The following is an 18,206-nucleotide window of genomic DNA, read 5'->3' on the forward strand; positions in this document are numbered from 1 at the left end:
GTTAAAATTTTATACTTAAAAATCAATATTTACTTATATTATTTACACTTTAATTAGACCAAATTTAGTATAAGTAAATATATATATATTAATTAAATTTAGTACAAGTTTATGAAACTTTCAGTAATAATACCTGCGTTTAATGAAGAGGAGACTATTTTAAAGGTACTACATAGACTGAATGAAACTAAGGTAGATAGTGTAGAGTATGAATTTATTGTTATCAATGATGGATCAACTGATAACACAAAAAAAATTTTAGATAACAATCAAAATTTATTTTCCACAATGATAAATAATGAAAAAAATTCTGGCAAAGGATATTCGGTCAAAGAGGGATTAAAAATTGCAAAGGGTGATTACATAATATTCCAAGATGCTGATCTTGAATATGATCCACTTGATTTTAAAAAATTCATTAAGGTATGTAAAGATTTTGATGCTGATGTTATTCTTGGTTCTAGATTTAATTACAGTGAATATACAAGATCACATAATGCATTAAATAAAATTGGGAATCATGTTTTAACATTTATTTTCAACATTCTTTATAATACTACATTTACTGATATTTATTCTTGCTATGCTTGTTTCAAGAAGGAGCTATTAAATGTAGATTCATTAAAAACAGATGGTTTTGAGCAGCATGCAGAAATTCTTGGTAAAGTCATTAGAAGAGGAAGGAAATTTTATGAAGTGCCAATTAATTATAACGGGAGAACACATGAAGAAGGAAAAAAAATTAAATTTCATCACATATTTCCGGTTATCTTTCAAATAATTAAAGGAAGAATTAACTAGAATGAAAAAAATAGTTATCACTGGTGGTCTTGGATATATTGGAACTGAATTGTGTAAAATATATTCAGGTTAAAAGTGTCTGATCAGATTGGTTTAACTTTCAAAAAGTGTTATTGGGTCTAGTGAATCACTTGGTAAGTAGGGGCGTTCTGTTACCCGGTGCCCCAGACCGTGCTTCTATAATTAACCTAAGTTAATTATGCAGCAATAGCGTAACTTTCGTTAGCATTTAAAGTTTAGCCCGTTACGGTGGAACAATCCCGAACGAAAGAATAGCCTTTAGTCACCCGTCGATCCTGTTTCACCCCCATAAGTTGTAATGGTGGAGGTGGTGGGTACTGCCCCCACGTCCGTAATGGTTATTACGAAATTCGTTTATCGTCGTAGTTGGCAAGCCAGCACTATTACTATAAAAGCATTTGAAAGAGATTCAATAAAAATCATGAAATTAACTAAAGAACAATCACAAGAGATTAAAGACCAACAGAGTCAGCAAAATCAAACGAAAAGAGTTACAGTTCCAGCGCTTGAAAATATTCTGTATGAGGCAATGCCAGCCTTAGACCATGGTTTTGTAAGAGTTATTGATTACATGGGTGATGATACTTCAATTGTTCAGTCGGCTAGAGTTTCATATGGAAAAGGAACCAAACAAGTTTCAACAGATGCAGGTCTAATTAAATATTTAATGAGACATTGGCATAGCACTCCATTTGAAATGTGTGAAATTAAATACCATGTTAAACTTCCAATTTTTATTGCACGTCAATGGATTAGACATAGAACGGCAAATGTTAATGAATACTCAGCAAGATATTCTATTTTAGATAAAGAATTTTATTTACCATCAGCAGAAAATTTAGCAGCACAGTCTTCAAGTAACAGACAAGGAAGAGGTGATGTTATCGAGGGCGAACAAGCAAAAGAAGTTTTAGAACTTTTAAAAAATGATGCTGATAGAACATATGATAATTATGAGATGATGCTGAATGAGAGATTTGATGGATCAACTATTGATGAAAATAAAAAAGGCTTAGCAAGAGAGCTTGCAAGAATGAATTTAACATTAAACACTTACACCCAGTGGTATTGGAAAACAGATTTATTAAACTTGATGAATTTTTTAAGATTAAGAGCTGATAGTCATGCTCAATATGAAATAAGAGTGTATGCAGATATTATGCTAGATACTGTTAAAAAATGGGTTCCAATAACTTATGATGCATTTATGGATTATAGAGTTGGTGGTACAGAAGTTTCCGCAAAAGGAAAAGTTATAATTCAAAAACTTATCAAAGGTGAAGATGTTAATGTTAATAATTCTAGTTTATCCAAAAGAGAATGGAATGAGTTAATGACTGCTTTTGATCTTAAAGATAAGTTGATTTAATCTTTTTAGCAAAGTCTAAATATATTTTAGAAATTTCATGATCCGGGTTAGCTTCTACTATTGGTTTTCCTTCATCCCCACATTTTCCAACTTCAGGATTTAATGGAATTTCTCCTAGAAATTCTTTACCAAATTCTTCAGCCGTTCTCTTAACACCGCCCTCACCAAATATTTTATATTTTTTACCATCATCACCTGTGAAGTAACTCATATTATCAACTAGACCTAAAATCTTAACCCCAAGTTTATCAAACATTTTAATTCCTCTTTTAACATCTAGAAGAGCAACTTCTTGAGGGGTAGAAACTATAATTGCTCCATCCATTTTAATTTCTTGAGAAAAAGTTAATTGAGTGTCCCCAGTTCCAGGGGGCATATCAACAATTATAAAGTCTAAATCCTTCCAACCTACTTTTTGAGTAAAAGTTTTAATTGCACTGGTAACCATAGGTCCACGCCAAATCATCGGAGTTTGTTGATCAGCAAGAAAACCAATGGACATACATTGAATATCGTATTTAACAATTGGAGTTAAAGTTTGACCATCACTTTTTGGTTTTTCATTAATATCAAACATTTTTGGAATTGAAGGGCCGTAGATATCAGCATCAAGTAAACCAACTTTGCAGCCAATTTGTTTTAATGCTAAAGCAAGATTTGTTGCAAAAGTAGACTTTCCAACACCACCTTTTGCACTTGATACAGCTATTGTAAACTTTGTTCCTAAAATGGGGTTCTTTGTGAACTTTTTAGGTTCTAATTTTTTTTTCATTGCGTCACTTAGTTCTGGCTTTTTATCTGTCATATTTTTATCATTACTTGTTTTTTATTAGAAAGACATTATATACTTTGTCATATGTCAGATGATTTTCAAGGTAGAGGTGGAAGCCCATGGGGAACACCTCCAGGAGGAGGAAATGGTTCAGGAAAAGGACCTACACCACCAGACATTGATGCAATTATTAGAGACATTCAAAGTAAAATAAATAAATTCTTACCTGGTGGAAGTTCATCAGGGAAAAAACCAATTGGTTTAATTTTAATAATCATAGCATTTGTATGGTTAGCTAGCGGACTTTATAGAGTAGGACCAGACGAGCAAGGTGTTGTACTTAGATTTGGTAAATTTGTGAAGACTACTCAACCAGGATTACACTATCACATTCCACTTCCGATAGAGACAGTTCAAACACCAAAAGTTACAAAGGTTAATAGAATAGATATTGGATTTAGATCTGAAAGAGATAGTGGCTTTTCTCAAGGTGGAGGAGTTGCAGATGTGCCACAAGAAAGTTTAATGTTAACTGGTGATGAAAATATTGTTAATATAGATTTTTCAGTATTCTGGGTGATTAAAGATGCAAGCAAATTTTTATTTCAAATTCAAGATCCCGAGGGAACTGTAAAAGCTGCAGCAGAAACAGCAATGAGAGAAGTGATTGCTAAAAGTAACATTCAACCAGTTTTAACAGAGGGTAGAGCTCAAATTGAAATTGAAACACAGGAAATTATTCAAGCAATTTTAGATGAGTACAATAGTGGTATTCAAATTACACAAGTTCAAACTCAAAAAGCAGATCCACCTGATCAAGTAATTGATGCATTTAGAGATGTTCAAGCAGCAAGAGCTGATATGGAAAGATCTAAAAATGAAGCTGAAGCTTATGCGAACGATGTAATCCCGAGAGCAAGAGGGGAAGCGGCAAGAATTATGCAAGCAGCTGAAGCCTATAAACAAAAAGTTGTTGCGTTAGCCGAAGGTGAAGCTAGTAGATTTATCTCGATATATAACGAGTATTTTAAAGCTAAAGAAGTTACTCAAGAGAGAATGTATCTAGAAACTATGGAAAAAGTTTTAGCAGATATAGATAAAGTCATTATTGAAAAAGGCGCAGGTTCTGGCGTCGTTCCTTATTTACCACTTCCTGAACTAGGCAAAAAGAAAGCGAAGAATTAATGAAAAAAATTTTATTACCAATAACTATTATAATAGCAGCATTAGCTTTCTTCTCTATTTTTATAGTTAAAGAAGTTAATCAAGCAATTGTTCTTCAGTTTGGTGACCCTAAAAAAATCATATTAGAACCTGGCTTAAACTTTAAAATGCCTTTTATTCAAAACGTAGTCTTTTTAGATAGTAGAATTTTAAACTTAGATACGCCGCCAATAGAAGTGATTGCGTCAGACCAAAAAAGATTGATTGTTGATGCTTTTGCAAGGTTTCAAATTGTAGATCCTCTAAAATTCTACATTTCAGTTGGAAATGAAAGAGTAGCAAGATCAAGATTAGCAACAATCATTAACTCAAGACTTAGAAACGTTCTGGGACAACAAGAATTACAAACATTACTTTCAAAAGATAGAAGTAAACAAATGTCTTTAATTCAAGAAGGTGTAAATGTTGAAGCTAAAAATTTTGGTATTAAGATAGTAGATGTAAGAATTAAAAGAGCAGATTTACCTGAGGCAAATAGTGAAGCAATCTTTAGAAGAATGCAAACTGAAAGAGAAAAAGAAGCTAAAGAATTTAGAGCAAGAGGTGCTGAAATGGCCGTAACTATTACATCAACAGCTGATAAGGATGTTTCAGTGTTACTAGCTAACGCGAATAAAGATTCAGAGATTATGAAAGGTGAAGGTGATGGTGAAAGAAATGCAATTTTTGCAGATGCATTTGGTAGAGACCCTGAATTTTTTGCTTTCTATAGAGCCATGCAGGCTTACGAGACAGCATTAATAGGTGGAGATACTTCTGTAATCTTGTCACCTGATAGTGAGTTCTTTAAATTTTTTGGAAACATTAAGCCTAAAAAATAAATCAAATACATGAATGAGCTAATTATAGCTTTTGGTCTTTTTCTTTTTATAGAAGGAATTTTGTACGCCTTATTTCCATCTAAAATGAAAAGTATATTATTAAAATTAAACGATGTGACTAATAGTCAATTAAGAACAGGTGGATTGATCTTTGTTATTATAGGATTTATTATTATTTGGTATATAAAAAATTAAAATGAACAGAATTAAAAAATTATTTATTATATTTTTTGCAATAAGTTTTGCATCACAAGTATTAGCAAAAGATGCACCAGCATCATTTGCAGATCTAGCAGAAAAATTAATGCCATCTGTTGTAAATATTTCCACAACAACAACAGTTGTTACTAATTCAAATCCATTTCCTGGTTTTCAATTTCCTCCTGGATCACCTTTTGAAGATATGTTCAAAGAATTTGGTACACCTCAAACAAGGAAGTCTGCTGCACTAGGTTCAGGGTTTATAATTGATGAAAAAGGAATTGTGATAACTAATAACCATGTCATTCAAGATGCTGAAGATATTGTTGTTAGAGTTGGTGGTGATAAAGAATATAAGGCTACAATAATTGGGCAAGACCCATTATCTGATATTGCAGTCCTTCAAATAGATTCTAAAGAAAAGTTTATACCAGTTAGTTTTGGAGATTCTGATAAAGCAAGAATTGGTGATTGGGTTATTGCAATTGGTAATCCTTTTGGCTTGGGAGGAACAGTAACAGCAGGAATTATTTCTGCTAGAAATAGATCAATAGGTTTATCGCGTTATGAGGATTATATTCAAACAGATGCCTCAATCAATTCAGGGAACTCGGGTGGGCCATTATTTGATATGAATGGTGATGTAATTGGAATTAATACAGCAATTTTAGGAAAAGGTGGGTCGATAGGTATAGGCTTTTCAATACCATCCAATAGTGCAAAAAAAGTTGTTAGTCAGTTAATAGAATTTGGTGAAACTAAGAGAGGCTGGTTAGGAGTTAGAATTCAAGTGGTAACGAAAGAAATTGCTGATATTGAAAAGTTAGATGAACCAAGAGGTGCATTGGTTGCCAGTGTTGCAGAAAAAAGTCCATCAGACAAAGCAGGGATTAAAGCAGGAGATATCATTTTAGAATTTAATGGAACAAAGATTAATGAAATGAAAGAACTGCCAATAATTGTCGCACAAACAGAAGTAGGTAAAACAATTGAAGTTAAAGTTTGGAGAAATAAAAAAGAGATCACTAAAAAAATTAAATTAGGAAGATTGGAAACTTCAAGTGACTTTAAAAAAGAAGAACCAAAAGATACAAAAACAGAAACTCCAGAAATTTCAGAAATTAAATCATTAAAAATTATTGTAAGACCATTAAACGATAAAGATATTAAAGAAAGAAAGTTACCCAATCAAACAACAGGTTTAGTTATAACAAATATTGGGAAAAATAGCCCCGTAGACTACTTAAATGTTGGAGATATTATTGTTGAAGCACAAAAGAAAAAAATAAAATCAACTAAAAATCTTGAAGATATTGTGGACACTGTTTTAAAATCTAATCAAAAAACAATTTTGATTGTAATTTATAATAATCAAAACCAAAGAAGATATATTGGTGTTAAGCTAGATTGATAATGGACAAACAGTCCAAAATTATCTTAATTTCAGGTCCCACCGCATCAGGCAAATCAAATTTCGCTGTAAAGATTGCAAAAAAAATTCAAGGAGAAATCATCAATGCTGACAGCATGCAGGTTTACAAGAAGTTAAAAATCTTAACTGCAAGACCAAATAGTATAGAGCAAAAAAATATTAAACATCATCTTTATGGATTTGTTAATTTGAATGAAAAATTTTCAACAGGACAATGGTTGGAACTCTCAATTAAAAAAATTAAAAATATTAAAAAAAAGAAAAAAATTCCAATTTTAGTCGGTGGTACTGGTTTATATTTTCAGTCATTGATTGATGGTCTGGTTAAAATTCCAGAGATACCCCTTAAATTTAGAAATAAAGTTAGGCTAATATCTAAAAGAGTGGGGCAGAAAAAATTTTATAAAAAACTTTTAAAACTTGATCCTAAAATTAAAGATAAATTTGATCCAAATGATACTCAAAGATCCATAAGAGCTTATGAAATTAAATCTTATACTAATATTTCTATGTACGATTGGTTAACTAAGACTAAATCTGAATTTAAAGACAGTGACTTTTTAAAACTTCATATTGAAACAAAAAGAGAAAAACTCATTGAAAGAATTAACTTAAGAACTTCTAGCATGATAAATAGTGGAGCCATTAATGAAGTTAAAAAATTTGTTAAACTAAAAATTAGAAAAGATCAGAGTGCAAACAAGGTAATTGGGATTGCCGAATTGACACAGTATCTAAATAGTGAAATCACTTTAGAAGAAGCAAAAGAATTAATATTAATTAAAACAAGACAATACGCTAAAAGACAAGCTACTTGGGCAAGAAGTAGGATGATGTCATGGATTAAAATTGATCCAAGTAAAATAGATAGCTATATAAAAAAATTAAAAAAATCCTCTCTTAAACTTGACCAATTAACATAAAGTCCGATAGATTGCCTGGATGCCAAAATTATATTCAGGAGCAGAGATAGTATTTAAATGTCTTGAAGACCAAAAAGTTGAACATATTTTTGGGTATCCTGGTGGAGCAGTGCTTCCTATCTATGATGAATTAAAAAATCATCCAACTATAAAGCATATTTTAGTTAGACACGAACAAGGTGCGGGCCATGCTGCGGAAGGTTATGCAAGATCAACTGGAAAACCAGGCGTTGTATTAGTTACGTCAGGACCAGGTGCAACAAATGTTGTCACTGCATTAACTGATGCTTATATGGATTCAGTTCCTTTAGTTTGTATTTCAGGACAAGTACCTACGCACTTAATTGGAACAGATGCTTTTCAGGAATGTGATACCACAGGAATTACAAGACCTTGCACAAAACACAATTGGTTAGTTAAAGATATTAATGATCTTCCAAGAATAATGCATGAGGCATTTGAAGTTGCAACAACTGGAAGACCAGGACCAGTATTAGTTGATATTCCAAAAGATATTCAGTTTGCAAAAGCAAAATACTTCAAACCTAAAAAAGTAAAAAAATTAAATGGAAAAGTTCTTAATAAATTTAACCAAAAAGAGATTGATCAATTAGTAGACTTAATGAAAAAAGCCTCCAAACCAGTTTTTTATACTGGAGGTGGAGTAATTAATTCAGGCCCAAAGGCAAGTGAACTTTTAAGAGAATTAGTAGCCTTAACAGGATTTCCTATTACTTCAACTTTGCAAGGATTAGGCGCTTTCCCTGGAGATGATAATCAATTTTTAGGAATGCTTGGTATGCATGGAACTTATGAAGCTAATAATGCAATGCATGATTGTGATTTATTAATTAATATAGGCGCAAGATTTGATGATCGTATCACAGGAAAGATAGATGAGTTTTCTCCAAAATCTAAAAAAGTTCATATTGATATCGACCCTTCATCGATAAATAAAATTGTAAAGGTTGACCTTTCTATTGTTGGTGATGTTAGTGATGTAATAAAATCAACCACTAAAACTTTAAAAAAGAAAAACTTAAATTTAGAAAAATCAAATAAACAAAAAATATCTAAATGGTGGCAACAAATTCAAAAATGGAGAACTAAACGGTCTTTAAATTTTATAAATAGTGATAAAATTATTAAACCTCAACATGCGGTTCAAAGACTTTATGAATTAACTAAAAACCAGGACACATATATTACCACTGAAGTTGGACAGCATCAGATGTGGGCAGCACAACATTATAAATTTAATAAACCCAATAGATGGATGACATCTGGAGGGCTTGGAACTATGGGTTATGGGTTACCTGCAGCTATAGGGGTGCAAGTCGCACATCCTAAAAAATTAGTTGTAGATATTGCAGGTGAAGCGTCAATTTTAATGACTATGCAGGAAATTTCAACTGCAGTTCAATATAACCTTCCTATAAAGATATTTATTTTGAATAATCAATATATGGGAATGGTTAGACAATGGCAGGAACTACTTCATGAAAAGAATTACTCTGAAAGTTACTCAGAGGCATTACCAGATTTTGTAAAATTAGCCGAAGCTTATGGATGTGTTGGAATTAGAGCAGAAAATCCAGATGAATTAGATGAAAAACTTGAAGAAATGATCAATACAGACAGACCAGTAATTTTTGATTGTCATGTAGATCAAGCAGAGAATTGTTATCCAATGATACCTTCTGGAAAACCACATAATCAAATGTTATTAGGACCTAAGGACCAGAAAGAAAATAAGATTTCAGGTAAAGGAAAATCTTTAGTTTAAATGGCAAAATCTAAATCAGCATACAGTGCACCTAGCAAATTAGGTAAAATTGATACTCATATAATTGTTGTTTGGGTTGATAATGAAGCAAGTGTTTTATCAAGAGTAGTTGGGCTATTTTCTGGAAGGGGCTATAATATAGAATCTTTAGCTGTAGCAGAAGTAGATCAAAAAAATAATCTCTCTAGAATTACAATTGTAACCACTGGAACACCCCAAGTAATTGAGCAAATTGTATTACAATTGAAAAAGCTAGTTCCAGTTCATAAAGTTGGAAATTTTAAAAGAGAAGATAAAAAAGTTATATTCAAGGAGATGGCGTTATTAAAAGTTGTTGCAAATAGTAATAAAATTAAGAAAGCTTTAAATGCTTGTAAAAAATACAATCCGGTTATATTAGATCAAACAAATAAATCTGCTGTAATTCAAATAACAGCATTAAGAAGAGAGATAGATAAAGTGATAAAAAATTTAAAACCATTTGGTCTTGTTAGTGCCTCAAGAACTGGAGCGGTTGCAATGACAAGAGGTGCAGAAATTTTTAATTAAAAATAAAGGAGAACAAAAATGAAAATGTTTTATGAAAAAGATGCAGATGTAGATTTAATCAAAAGTAAAAAAATAGCAATATTCGGGTATGGAAGCCAAGGGCACGCACATGCATTAAATTTAAAAGATAGTGGAGCTAAGGAAGTTGTTGTAGCACTTAGAGATGGGTCTGCAAGTAAAGCAAAAGCAGAATCAAAAGGTTTAAAGGTAATGGGTTTATCTGATGCCGCAGAGTGGGCAGAAGTTGCAATGATTCTTACACCAGATGAATTACAAGCAGCTATTTATAAAAATCATATTGATCAAAGAATTAAACCAGGAACAAGCATAGCATTTGCTCATGGATTAAATATTCATTACAAATTAATTGATGCTAGAAAAGATTTAGATGTATTTATGGTTGCACCAAAAGGACCTGGGCATTTAGTTAGAAGTGAATTTGAAAGAGGGGGTGGAGTACCTTGTTTATTTGCTGTTCATCAAGATGGAACAGGTAAAGCAAGAGATCTTGCATTATCATATGCATCGGCAATCGGTGGTGGAAAATCTGGTATTATTGAAACAACTTTTAAAGATGAATGTGAAACGGACTTATTTGGAGAGCAATCTGTACTTTGTGGTGGATTAGTTGAGCTTATTAAAAATGGTTTTGAAACTTTAACCGAGGCTGGCTACGAACCAGAGATGGCATACTTCGAATGTCTACATGAGGTAAAATTGATAGTGGATTTAATTTATGAAGGTGGAATTGCTAATATGAATTATTCTATATCTAATACTGCAGAGTATGGCGAATATGTATCAGGTAAAAAAGTTGTAGATAGCGAAAGCAAAAAAAGAATGAAAGAAGTTCTAGCTGATATTCAATCTGGTAAATTTACTAAAGACTGGATGAAAGAGTGTGAAGGCGGTCAAAAGAATTTTTTAAAAATGAGAAAAGATCTTGCGGATCACCCGATTGAAAAGGTTGGTGCAGAACTTAGAGCAATGATGCCTTGGATTGGCAAGAAAAAATTAATAGATAGTGATAAGAGTTAATTTTTACTAAAAACCTAATTCGGTCAGAAATTCAGCCAAAATATAACAATTATTTTGCAATCTCTATTATAGATTGTATTATAGTTTTTCTAAAATTATTGGTTATGAGCGACAAAGATAAAGTTATTATATTCGATACTACAATGCGAGATGGTGAACAATCACCAGGTGCATCGATGAGTCTTGAAGAAAAAATTCAAATAGCAAGAATTTTTGATGAATTAGGCATAGATATAATTGAAGCTGGTTTTCCAATAGCTTCTCCAGGTGATTTTGAGGCCGTAACAGCAATTAGTAAAATTTTAAAAAATTCAATTCCATGTGGATTATCAAGGGCTAGCAAAAAGGATATAGATGCATGTCATGAAGCATTAAAATCTGCTCCAAGATTTAGAATCCACACTTTCATTTCAACAAGCCCACTTCATATGAAATTTAAGTTGAATAAATCTCCAGAGCAAGTTGTGGATGCGATAAAAGAAAGTGTAACTTACGCAAGAAATCTTACAGATGATGTTGAATGGTCATGTGAAGATGGAACACGAACTGACATGGATTTTATGTGTAAAATAGTTGAAACAGCAATTAGTAGTGGTGCTACAACAATAAATATTCCTGATACTGTTGGTTATACTATCCCTTCAGAATTTACTAAAATTATAACAACATTAAAAAATAAAGTTCCAAATATTGAAAAAGCTATTTTATCTGTTCATTGTCATAACGATTTAGGATTAGCTGTAGCAAATTCTTTAGCTGGTGTTTCAGCTGGTGCAAGACAAGTTGAATGTACAATTAATGGAATAGGTGAAAGAGCAGGAAATGCTGCACTTGAAGAAATTGTTATGGCAATAAGAACAAGAAACGACTTGATGCCTTATACAACTGGAATTAAAACAGAATTATTAAGCAAAGCTTCAAAAATTGTCTCTAATGCAACTTTTCCAGTACAATTTAATAAGGCAATTGTTGGAAAAAATGCTTTTGCACATGAGGCAGGTATTCATCAAGACGGAATGCTTAAAAATAGAGAAACATATGAAATTATGACACCAGAAAGTGTTGGGGTTAAGAAAACTTCACTGGTTATGGGAAAACATTCCGGACGTCACGCATTTAAAGAAAAATTAAATGATCTTGGTTATGCGGATGTTACTGATGATGTAATTCAATCTGCCTTTGGAAAATTTAAAATTTTAGCTGACAAGAAAAAACATGTTTATGACGATGATATAGCAGCTTTAGTTGATGATAGTATGATTTTAGATAAATATGTAATTAATTTAAAGTCATTAAAAGTTTTTGCAGGAACAGGTGAGCCTCAAAAAGCAGAAATGACTCTTGATGTTTATGGTGAAGTTAAATCAACCTCAGAAACAGGTGATGGGCCAGTTGATGCTATTTTTAAATGTATCAAAGTTTTATATCCACATGATGTAAAATTACAATTATATCAAGTTCACGCTGTTACGGAAGGAACTGATGCACAAGCTACTGTAAGTGTTAGAATTGAAGAAGAAGGTAAAACTACAGTTGGACAAGCAGCTGATACTGACACATTAGTAGCGTCAGCTAATGCTTATTTAAGTGCTTTAAATAAAATGATTATTAAAAGAAAAAAAACTGCTCCAATGGAGTATGAAACTCAGAAAATGAAGGGAATATAAGATGGCTAATTGGTTAAAAAATTTAAGTAGTATTTGGAGTCAAGATATGGCGATTGACCTTGGAACTGCTAACACTCTCGTTGTATTAAAAGGACAAGGAGTGGTTTTAAATGAACCATCTGTTGTTGCTATAGCTGAGAACATGGGGAAAAAAACTGTTTTAGCAGTTGGAGATGAAGCAAAAACTATGCTTGGAAGAACACCAGGTAACATTAGTGCTATTAGACCTTTAAGAGATGGAGTGATTGCAGATTTTATAGTTACTGAAGAAATGATTAAACATTTTATAAAAAAAGTTCATAAAAATAAAACTTTTGCAAACCCAAGAATTTTAATCTGTGTTCCAACAGGGTCAACACCTGTTGAAAGAAAAGCTATTCAAGATAGTGCGTTAGCAGCGGGTGCTAGAAGAGTTCAATTAATTGAAGAACCTATTGCAGCAGCTATTGGAGCTGGCCTTCCAATTTCAGAAGCAACTGGATCAATGGTTGTTGACATTGGTGGGGGCACCACAGAGATAGCTGTTATGTCACTAGGAGGTCTTGTTTATTCTAGATCTTTAAGAGTTGCTGGAGATGCAATGGATACAGCTTTAGTAAATTATATGAGAAAAGAATATAATTTGATGATTGGGGATAGTACTGCTGAAAAAATAAAAAAAGAAATTGGGACAGCTATACCATCAAACAGTAATACTTATGCTGTTAAAGGTAGAGATTTAAGGTCAGGAACACCTAAAGAGGTAAATATTACTGAAGAAGATACAGCTGAAGCTTTAAATGATATTTTAAAAGAAATGGTGAATGGGATAAAAGATGCGCTTGAAAACACTCCTCCTGAATTATCAGCTGATTTAGTAGATATGGGTCTAACATTAACAGGTGGTGGTGCTTTATTAAAAAATATTGACAAAAGATTCTCTAAAGAAACTGGATTGCCAGTTTTTATAGCAGATGATCCATTAGCATGTGTTGCAATTGGTACTGGAAAAGCTCTAGATCAAGAAGAAACATTCTCTACTATGCTATCTGAGTATTAGAAATAATGGAAACAAGCAGAGATGATTTTGTAATTGCATTAAGATCTGCTTTTCTAAAAAAAGGAACACAGCAAAGATTCTCACTATTAAGTTTAATATTTTTTTCTATTATTCTTTTAATTTTGGGTAGTTTTAATATCAAAGCTATAGATTATACAAAAGTAGCTATTAAAGAAATAGTATACAGATCATCATTTGTAGTTTCTGTACCAGAGAATTTGTTAAAAGAAGGTTATCTTACAATTCAAAATCACAAAAGACTTTATAAAGAAAATGAAAAAAATAAATCAGAGCTAGCAACCTTAAAAGCTAAAGATTTATTAAATGAATTTATAATTTTAGAAAACCAAAGATTAAAAGACATAGTTGATGATTATCTGGTTAAATCAGACACTATAATTGCTAAAGTTTTAAGGGATAAAGGCAGTCCATTTCTAAGATCAATCATCATTAACAAAGGCAGCAAACATAAAATCAATCTTGGAATGGTTGTTATGGATGGTACGTATCTTGTTGGAAAAGTTATCGAGGTTAATTATTTGTCATCAAGAGTATTGTTACTTTCAGATTTGAATAGTAAAATTCCAGTTATAGTAGAACCAAATGCGGTATTTTCTATACTTTCAGGTACAGGTAAAGATTATGGGATTATTCAATATAGTAAAAAATATGAGGACATAAAAAATGAGTCTGTCATTTATACTTCTGGAGCAGGCAGTTTATTCAAAGCTGGAATACCCATAGGAAAAATAAATAATAATTTTTTAGATGATAAAAAAAATGTTGAATTTTTTTCAGATTTCTCTCAATTAAGATTTGTAAAAGTTTTGTCATTTTTAAAAAGTGAGACTAAATGACAGAACTAAGAAACAAAAATTTTACTAGAAAAATATTATCAAATATTCCTATATTTATACTTTTTGTATCTGTTTTAAATAATTATGATTTTAATCATTTAGGTTTAAGATATTTTTCATTTAATTTCTCTTATATTTTAATTTTTTATTACAGTTTAAAAAAAAGTGAAAGTTTAGGATATATTTATATTTTTGTTGCAGGCTTATTTAATGATGTTGTGGTGGGAACACCAATTGGATTAAGTAGTTTAATGTATTTAATACTTTGTGTTGCAGCATCCTACCTTAGAAATATTACTTTAAGACCAAGTTTAATAAAAGATTGTATATTTTTTCTTATAACAATTTTAATTATAAATTCATTATTATTTATTTCTTTAAATTTTATTTTTAATTATGAGTTAAGTTATTTTGATCAAATAATAAATATTACATACACATTTTTATTTTATTTCCTATTTTCAAATTTATTTGATTTATTTGAAAAATATCTTTTAGGTAGAAATAATGTTAGGTGAAGATTTTGGTGTAAAAAAAGTTCAAACCATTAATAGAAGAATGTTTATTATTGGTGCTGCTAAGTTTATTGTATTTACTGGAATAGTAGCTCGATTATTTTCATTACAAATTACAGAGAATAAAAAATATTTAACTCTATCTGATAAAAATAGATTACGTGAATGGAGATTAGCCCCAATTAGAGGTGAGTTTTTAGATTATTTTGAAAATGTTATTGCTGGTAATTTAGAAGTATACCAACTTCATGTGATTCCCGAAGAAGTAGAAGATTTTAAATATCTGATGGTAAGACTAAAAAAGATCCTATCGATTAGTAATAATAATTTTAAAAAAATAATAAAACAAAAAAATAGTCAAAAACCTTGGGAAACTATAATTATTTCAAAAAATTTAACCTGGGAACAGTTCACAAAGGTCAATTATTTCTTGCACGATTTAGTAGGAGCTAAACCAGTTTTATCTGTTTCGCGTAATTACCCGTTCAATGAAAATTATACTCATGTTTTGGGTTATGTTAGTGAAGCCAGTGAAAAAGATATTTTAAATAACAAAATTATAAAAGATACACATGTACCAGGACTTAAAGTTGGAAAGACAGGTTTAGAAAAAACTTTTGAAAATGAACTAATTGGAACTAACAGCGTACAAAGATATGAGGTTAATGCTTACGGTAAAAGAATTAGTCAGCTTGATTACACAGATGGATTAAATGGTAAGACAATAAAACTCACAATAGATACAGAAATTCAAAAGTTTTGTAATGAGCTTTTAAAAGATGTGGCTGGCTCAATAAGTGTAATGGATATTTACACGGGTGAAATAGTTGCCATGCAATCATCACCATCGTTTAACCCTAACCTATTTCTTTTTGGAATTAATCAAGATGATTGGCAGTTAATTAGAAACCATCCTTTAAAGCCATTGGTTAATAAAACTTTATCAGGCTTATATTCACCAGGCTCAACATTTAAACCAATGGTAGCTTTATCTGCGCTAGAAAATGGAATTATTGATGAAAATTTTAAAGTTAATTGCACTGGCAAAATTGAGATGTATGGGCAAACCTATCATTGCTGGAAAAAAAGAGGTCATGGTATTGTAGATTTAAAAAGTGCTATGAAGCAGTCTTGTGATACGTATTTTTATGAGATTGCCAGAAAACTTGGTGTAGACCGGTTAAAAGAAACATCTATAAAATTTGGCCTTGGTGAAAAAGTTTTAGATAAAACATTTAGTAATGAGAAAAAAGGATTAATTCCTGACACTAAATGGAAAAAAAATAATTTAGGAAAAGGTTGGGTTATAGGTGAAACACTAATTACAGGTATTGGACAAGGTTATACACAAACAACACCACTACAATTATGTCAAATGACAGCTCAACTTGCAAATGGAGGATTTAAGATTTATCCAAAAATAATAGTAGAAAAAGATAGTAAAACGGCAGAAGAAATTAGATTTATAATGAATGAAAATAGAAAACAATTAAATAAAAAAGATAGTGGATTGAAAGATGCAACAGAACTTTTAGGTTTTTTAAATAAAAAAGAACATCAAACCCTGTTTAAAAGTTCTAAAAATATAAACCTAGTTCGTGAAGCAATGTTTGCATCCACAAATGAAATTAGAGGAACTTCTTATAAATCAAGAATTGATGATCCAAAATATCAATTTGCCGGTAAAACAGGAACATCACAAGTTAAAAGGATTACAAAATTAGATAGAGAGCTTGATTTAAAAACATTTGAAATTCCCTATAATGAAAGAGATCACGCACTATACATAGCTTTTGGACCTTATAAAAATCCAAGATATGCACTAAGTATTGTTATAGAGCATGGTGGATCTGGAAGCTCAACTGCAGCACCAATAGCAAAAAAACTTTTTAAGTTAATTATAGACAGACATGAACTTAGAGAGAAAGCAAGAATTCAAAAAACTATTAAGATATAAATGCAATATAATTCATTCAATACTCAACCAACATTTTTTCAAAAAACTATTAAGATATAAATGCAATATAATTCATTCAATACTCAACCAACATTTTTTCAAAAATTACGAAATTTTGATTATATTTTATTAATTTGTATTTTGTTACTTGGGTTGATTAGTGCTTTATCTATGTATTCAACAGATGGTGGAGAAATTTTATTTCATAGTAAAAGTCATATTTTAAAATTTTTAATATTTTTTACAATGATGATTTTTATGTCATTTTTTAATATTAAATTTTGGCATTACTTTGCTTATTTGTTTTATGTTGTGGTTTTACTTCTTCTAGTTTGGGCTTCTTTATACGGTATTAAAGCCTCAGGATCGCAAAGATGGATAAATTTATATTTTATTAATTTGCAGCCATCTGAATTAATGAAAATTGCAATAATAATATGTCTTGCTAAATATTATCACCGCATACAACTCAATAAAGTTAATAGTTTTCAAGTTATATTTGTTGCTTTAGTAATTTTAATTTTACCAATTATGCTTGTTATTACCCAACCTGATTTGGGAACTTCAATTTTAATTGCCTTAAGTGGACTAGTTGTCATTTGGCTCGCAGGAATTAATATTAAATATTTTATATATTCATTTGTAGCTTTATTAATTTTAATGCCCTTTGCTATTGCTTTTTTACAACCTTATCAAAAACTTAGAATTTTAACATTTCTTAATCCAGATAGGGATCCTTTAGGTGCAGGTTATCAAATCATTCAATCTAAAATAGCAGTTGGATCAGGAGGTTTAACTGGTAAAGGTTTTTTAAAAGGTACTCAAAGTTATTTAGAATTTTTACCAGAAAAGCATACAGATTTCATTTTTACTTTATTTGCTGAGGAGCACGGTTTTTTAGGGTCGCTATGTTTATTGCTAATTTATATAATCATTATTTACAGAGTATTAAGAATTGGTGCAATCTCGAGGAGTTATTTTGCTAAACTTTTTTGCTATGGCTATGGGTCTGCAATATTTTTTTATGTAACGGTAAATATGTCCATGGTTTTAGGTTTATTACCTATCGTTGGATCTCCACTACCAATTATGTCATATGGAGGATCTTCAATGCTTGCAACAATGATTGGATTTGCAATTGTTATGAGCGCTAAAATTAATCATAAACAGCTAATAGCTTAAGTATTTTAATGCTTTACTTGTCGAATTTGTCGCGAGAATATTTAAATTTAAG

Annotated in this window: 17 protein-coding genes and 1 other RNA gene; 16 read left to right on the top strand and 2 right to left on the bottom strand. The window is 31.0% G+C overall.

The window, feature by feature from the left end; translation table 11 throughout:
• Positions 1-111 precede the first annotated feature (111 nt).
• Positions 112-801: a glycosyltransferase family 2 protein gene (locus ABXT39_RS01125; protein ID WP_415295366.1), complete on the top strand. Its 690-nt coding sequence runs from the start codon at positions 112-114 to the stop codon at positions 799-801.
• A gap of 137 nt (positions 802-938) precedes the next feature.
• Here ABXT39_RS01125 and ssrA read toward each other — a convergent pair.
• Positions 939-1,239, bottom strand: a transfer-messenger RNA (tmRNA) gene (gene ssrA, locus ABXT39_RS01130).
• Between the two features lie 4 nt (positions 1,240-1,243).
• Between ssrA and thyX the strand changes: the two genes are divergently transcribed.
• A complete protein-coding gene (thyX, locus tag ABXT39_RS01135) occupies positions 1,244-2,191 on the top strand; it encodes an FAD-dependent thymidylate synthase (protein ID WP_415295367.1) in 948 nt (315 codons plus the stop codon).
• Here the strand turns inward: thyX and ABXT39_RS01140 are convergent.
• Positions 2,172-2,996: an Mrp/NBP35 family ATP-binding protein gene (locus ABXT39_RS01140; protein WP_415295369.1), complete on the bottom strand. Its 825-nt coding sequence runs from the start codon at positions 2,994-2,996 to the stop codon at positions 2,172-2,174. The two genes, thyX and ABXT39_RS01140, sit on opposite strands and share 20 nt — an antisense overlap.
• A 51-nt stretch (positions 2,997-3,047) precedes the next feature.
• On the opposite strand from ABXT39_RS01140, the gene hflK reads away from it, so the two are divergent.
• From hflK to rodA, 14 genes are all read left to right on the top strand, one after another.
• Entirely contained in the window at positions 3,048-4,148 is a 1,101-nt protein-coding gene (hflK, locus tag ABXT39_RS01145) for an FtsH protease activity modulator HflK (protein ID WP_415295370.1), read from the top strand.
• On the top strand, positions 4,148-5,008 hold the full coding sequence (hflC, locus tag ABXT39_RS01150) for a protease modulator HflC (RefSeq protein WP_415295372.1): 861 nt from the start codon (positions 4,148-4,150) through the stop codon (positions 5,006-5,008). Before hflK ends, hflC begins: the two co-directional genes overlap by 1 nt.
• 9 nt (positions 5,009-5,017) lie before the next feature.
• The gene (locus ABXT39_RS01155) at positions 5,018-5,203 is read left to right on the top strand and encodes a DUF2065 domain-containing protein (RefSeq protein WP_415295374.1); all 186 of its coding nucleotides are present in this window, start codon (positions 5,018-5,020) and stop codon (positions 5,201-5,203) included.
• Position 5,204: 1 nt separating this feature from the next.
• Positions 5,205-6,620, top strand: coding sequence for a Do family serine endopeptidase (locus tag ABXT39_RS01160; RefSeq protein WP_415295376.1), 1,416 nt, complete (start codon positions 5,205-5,207; stop codon positions 6,618-6,620).
• Positions 6,621-6,622: 2 nt separating this feature from the next.
• Positions 6,623-7,564, top strand: a complete 942-nt coding sequence (gene miaA, locus ABXT39_RS01165; RefSeq protein ID WP_415295378.1) for a tRNA (adenosine(37)-N6)-dimethylallyltransferase MiaA — start codon at positions 6,623-6,625, stop codon at positions 7,562-7,564.
• Positions 7,565-7,583: 19 nt separating this feature from the next.
• Positions 7,584-9,350, top strand: coding sequence for an acetolactate synthase 3 large subunit (locus tag ABXT39_RS01170; protein ID WP_415295379.1), 1,767 nt, complete (start codon positions 7,584-7,586; stop codon positions 9,348-9,350).
• Entirely contained in the window at positions 9,351-9,899 is a 549-nt protein-coding gene (gene ilvN / locus ABXT39_RS01175; protein WP_415295380.1) for an acetolactate synthase small subunit, read from the top strand.
• Positions 9,900-9,917: 18 nt separating this feature from the next.
• On the top strand, positions 9,918-10,937 hold the full coding sequence (gene ilvC, locus ABXT39_RS01180) for a ketol-acid reductoisomerase (RefSeq protein ID WP_415295381.1): 1,020 nt from the start codon (positions 9,918-9,920) through the stop codon (positions 10,935-10,937).
• A 104-nt stretch (positions 10,938-11,041) separates the two neighbouring features.
• Entirely contained in the window at positions 11,042-12,604 is a 1,563-nt protein-coding gene (locus ABXT39_RS01185; RefSeq protein WP_415295382.1) for a 2-isopropylmalate synthase, read from the top strand.
• A gap of 1 nt (position 12,605) precedes the next feature.
• Positions 12,606-13,643, top strand: coding sequence for a rod shape-determining protein (locus tag ABXT39_RS01190; protein WP_415295383.1), 1,038 nt, complete (start codon positions 12,606-12,608; stop codon positions 13,641-13,643).
• A 5-nt stretch (positions 13,644-13,648) separates the two neighbouring features.
• Complete coding sequence (mreC, locus tag ABXT39_RS01195) at positions 13,649-14,500, top strand: rod shape-determining protein MreC (protein ID WP_415295384.1); 852 nt, start codon at positions 13,649-13,651, stop codon at positions 14,498-14,500.
• On the top strand, positions 14,497-15,018 hold the full coding sequence (gene mreD, locus ABXT39_RS01200; RefSeq protein WP_415295386.1) for a rod shape-determining protein MreD: 522 nt from the start codon (positions 14,497-14,499) through the stop codon (positions 15,016-15,018). Before mreC ends, mreD begins: the two co-directional genes overlap by 4 nt.
• On the top strand, positions 15,008-16,972 hold the full coding sequence (mrdA, locus tag ABXT39_RS01205; RefSeq protein WP_415295387.1) for a penicillin-binding protein 2: 1,965 nt from the start codon (positions 15,008-15,010) through the stop codon (positions 16,970-16,972). Before mreD ends, mrdA begins: the two co-directional genes overlap by 11 nt.
• A gap of 60 nt (positions 16,973-17,032) precedes the next feature.
• A complete protein-coding gene (gene rodA / locus ABXT39_RS01210) occupies positions 17,033-18,154 on the top strand; it encodes a rod shape-determining protein RodA (protein WP_415295389.1) in 1,122 nt (373 codons plus the stop codon).
• The last annotated feature ends 52 nt before the right edge of the window (positions 18,155-18,206 follow it).

The sequence above is a fragment of the Candidatus Pelagibacter sp. Uisw_113 genome, from assembly GCF_047717815.1.
Taxonomy (GTDB): Bacteria; Pseudomonadota; Alphaproteobacteria; order Pelagibacterales; family Pelagibacteraceae; genus Pelagibacter.

Excerpts from the sequence above, each read along its gene's own strand:
- ABXT39_RS01125 (WP_415295366.1), top strand. The coding sequence starts at position 112 with ATGAAACTTTCAGTAATAATACCTGCGTTTAATGAAGAGGAGACTATT.
- thyX (WP_415295367.1), top strand. The coding sequence starts at position 1,244 with ATGAAATTAACTAAAGAACAATCACAAGAGATTAAAGACCAACAGAGT.
- ABXT39_RS01140 (WP_415295369.1), bottom strand. The coding sequence starts at position 2,996 with ATGACAGATAAAAAGCCAGAACTAAGTGACGCAATGAAAAAAAAATTA.
- hflK (WP_415295370.1), top strand. The coding sequence starts at position 3,048 with ATGTCAGATGATTTTCAAGGTAGAGGTGGAAGCCCATGGGGAACACCT.
- hflC (WP_415295372.1), top strand. The coding sequence starts at position 4,148 with ATGAAAAAAATTTTATTACCAATAACTATTATAATAGCAGCATTAGCT.
- ABXT39_RS01155 (WP_415295374.1), top strand. The coding sequence starts at position 5,018 with ATGAATGAGCTAATTATAGCTTTTGGTCTTTTTCTTTTTATAGAAGGA.
- ABXT39_RS01160 (WP_415295376.1), top strand. The coding sequence starts at position 5,205 with ATGAACAGAATTAAAAAATTATTTATTATATTTTTTGCAATAAGTTTT.
- miaA (WP_415295378.1), top strand. The coding sequence starts at position 6,623 with ATGGACAAACAGTCCAAAATTATCTTAATTTCAGGTCCCACCGCATCA.
- ABXT39_RS01170 (WP_415295379.1), top strand. The coding sequence starts at position 7,584 with ATGCCAAAATTATATTCAGGAGCAGAGATAGTATTTAAATGTCTTGAA.
- ilvN (WP_415295380.1), top strand. The coding sequence starts at position 9,351 with ATGGCAAAATCTAAATCAGCATACAGTGCACCTAGCAAATTAGGTAAA.
- ilvC (WP_415295381.1), top strand. The coding sequence starts at position 9,918 with ATGAAAATGTTTTATGAAAAAGATGCAGATGTAGATTTAATCAAAAGT.
- ABXT39_RS01185 (WP_415295382.1), top strand. The coding sequence starts at position 11,042 with ATGAGCGACAAAGATAAAGTTATTATATTCGATACTACAATGCGAGAT.
- ABXT39_RS01190 (WP_415295383.1), top strand. The coding sequence starts at position 12,606 with ATGGCTAATTGGTTAAAAAATTTAAGTAGTATTTGGAGTCAAGATATG.
- mreC (WP_415295384.1), top strand. The coding sequence starts at position 13,649 with ATGGAAACAAGCAGAGATGATTTTGTAATTGCATTAAGATCTGCTTTT.
- mreD (WP_415295386.1), top strand. The coding sequence starts at position 14,497 with ATGACAGAACTAAGAAACAAAAATTTTACTAGAAAAATATTATCAAAT.
- mrdA (WP_415295387.1), top strand. The coding sequence starts at position 15,008 with ATGTTAGGTGAAGATTTTGGTGTAAAAAAAGTTCAAACCATTAATAGA.
- rodA (WP_415295389.1), top strand. The coding sequence starts at position 17,033 with ATGCAATATAATTCATTCAATACTCAACCAACATTTTTTCAAAAATTA.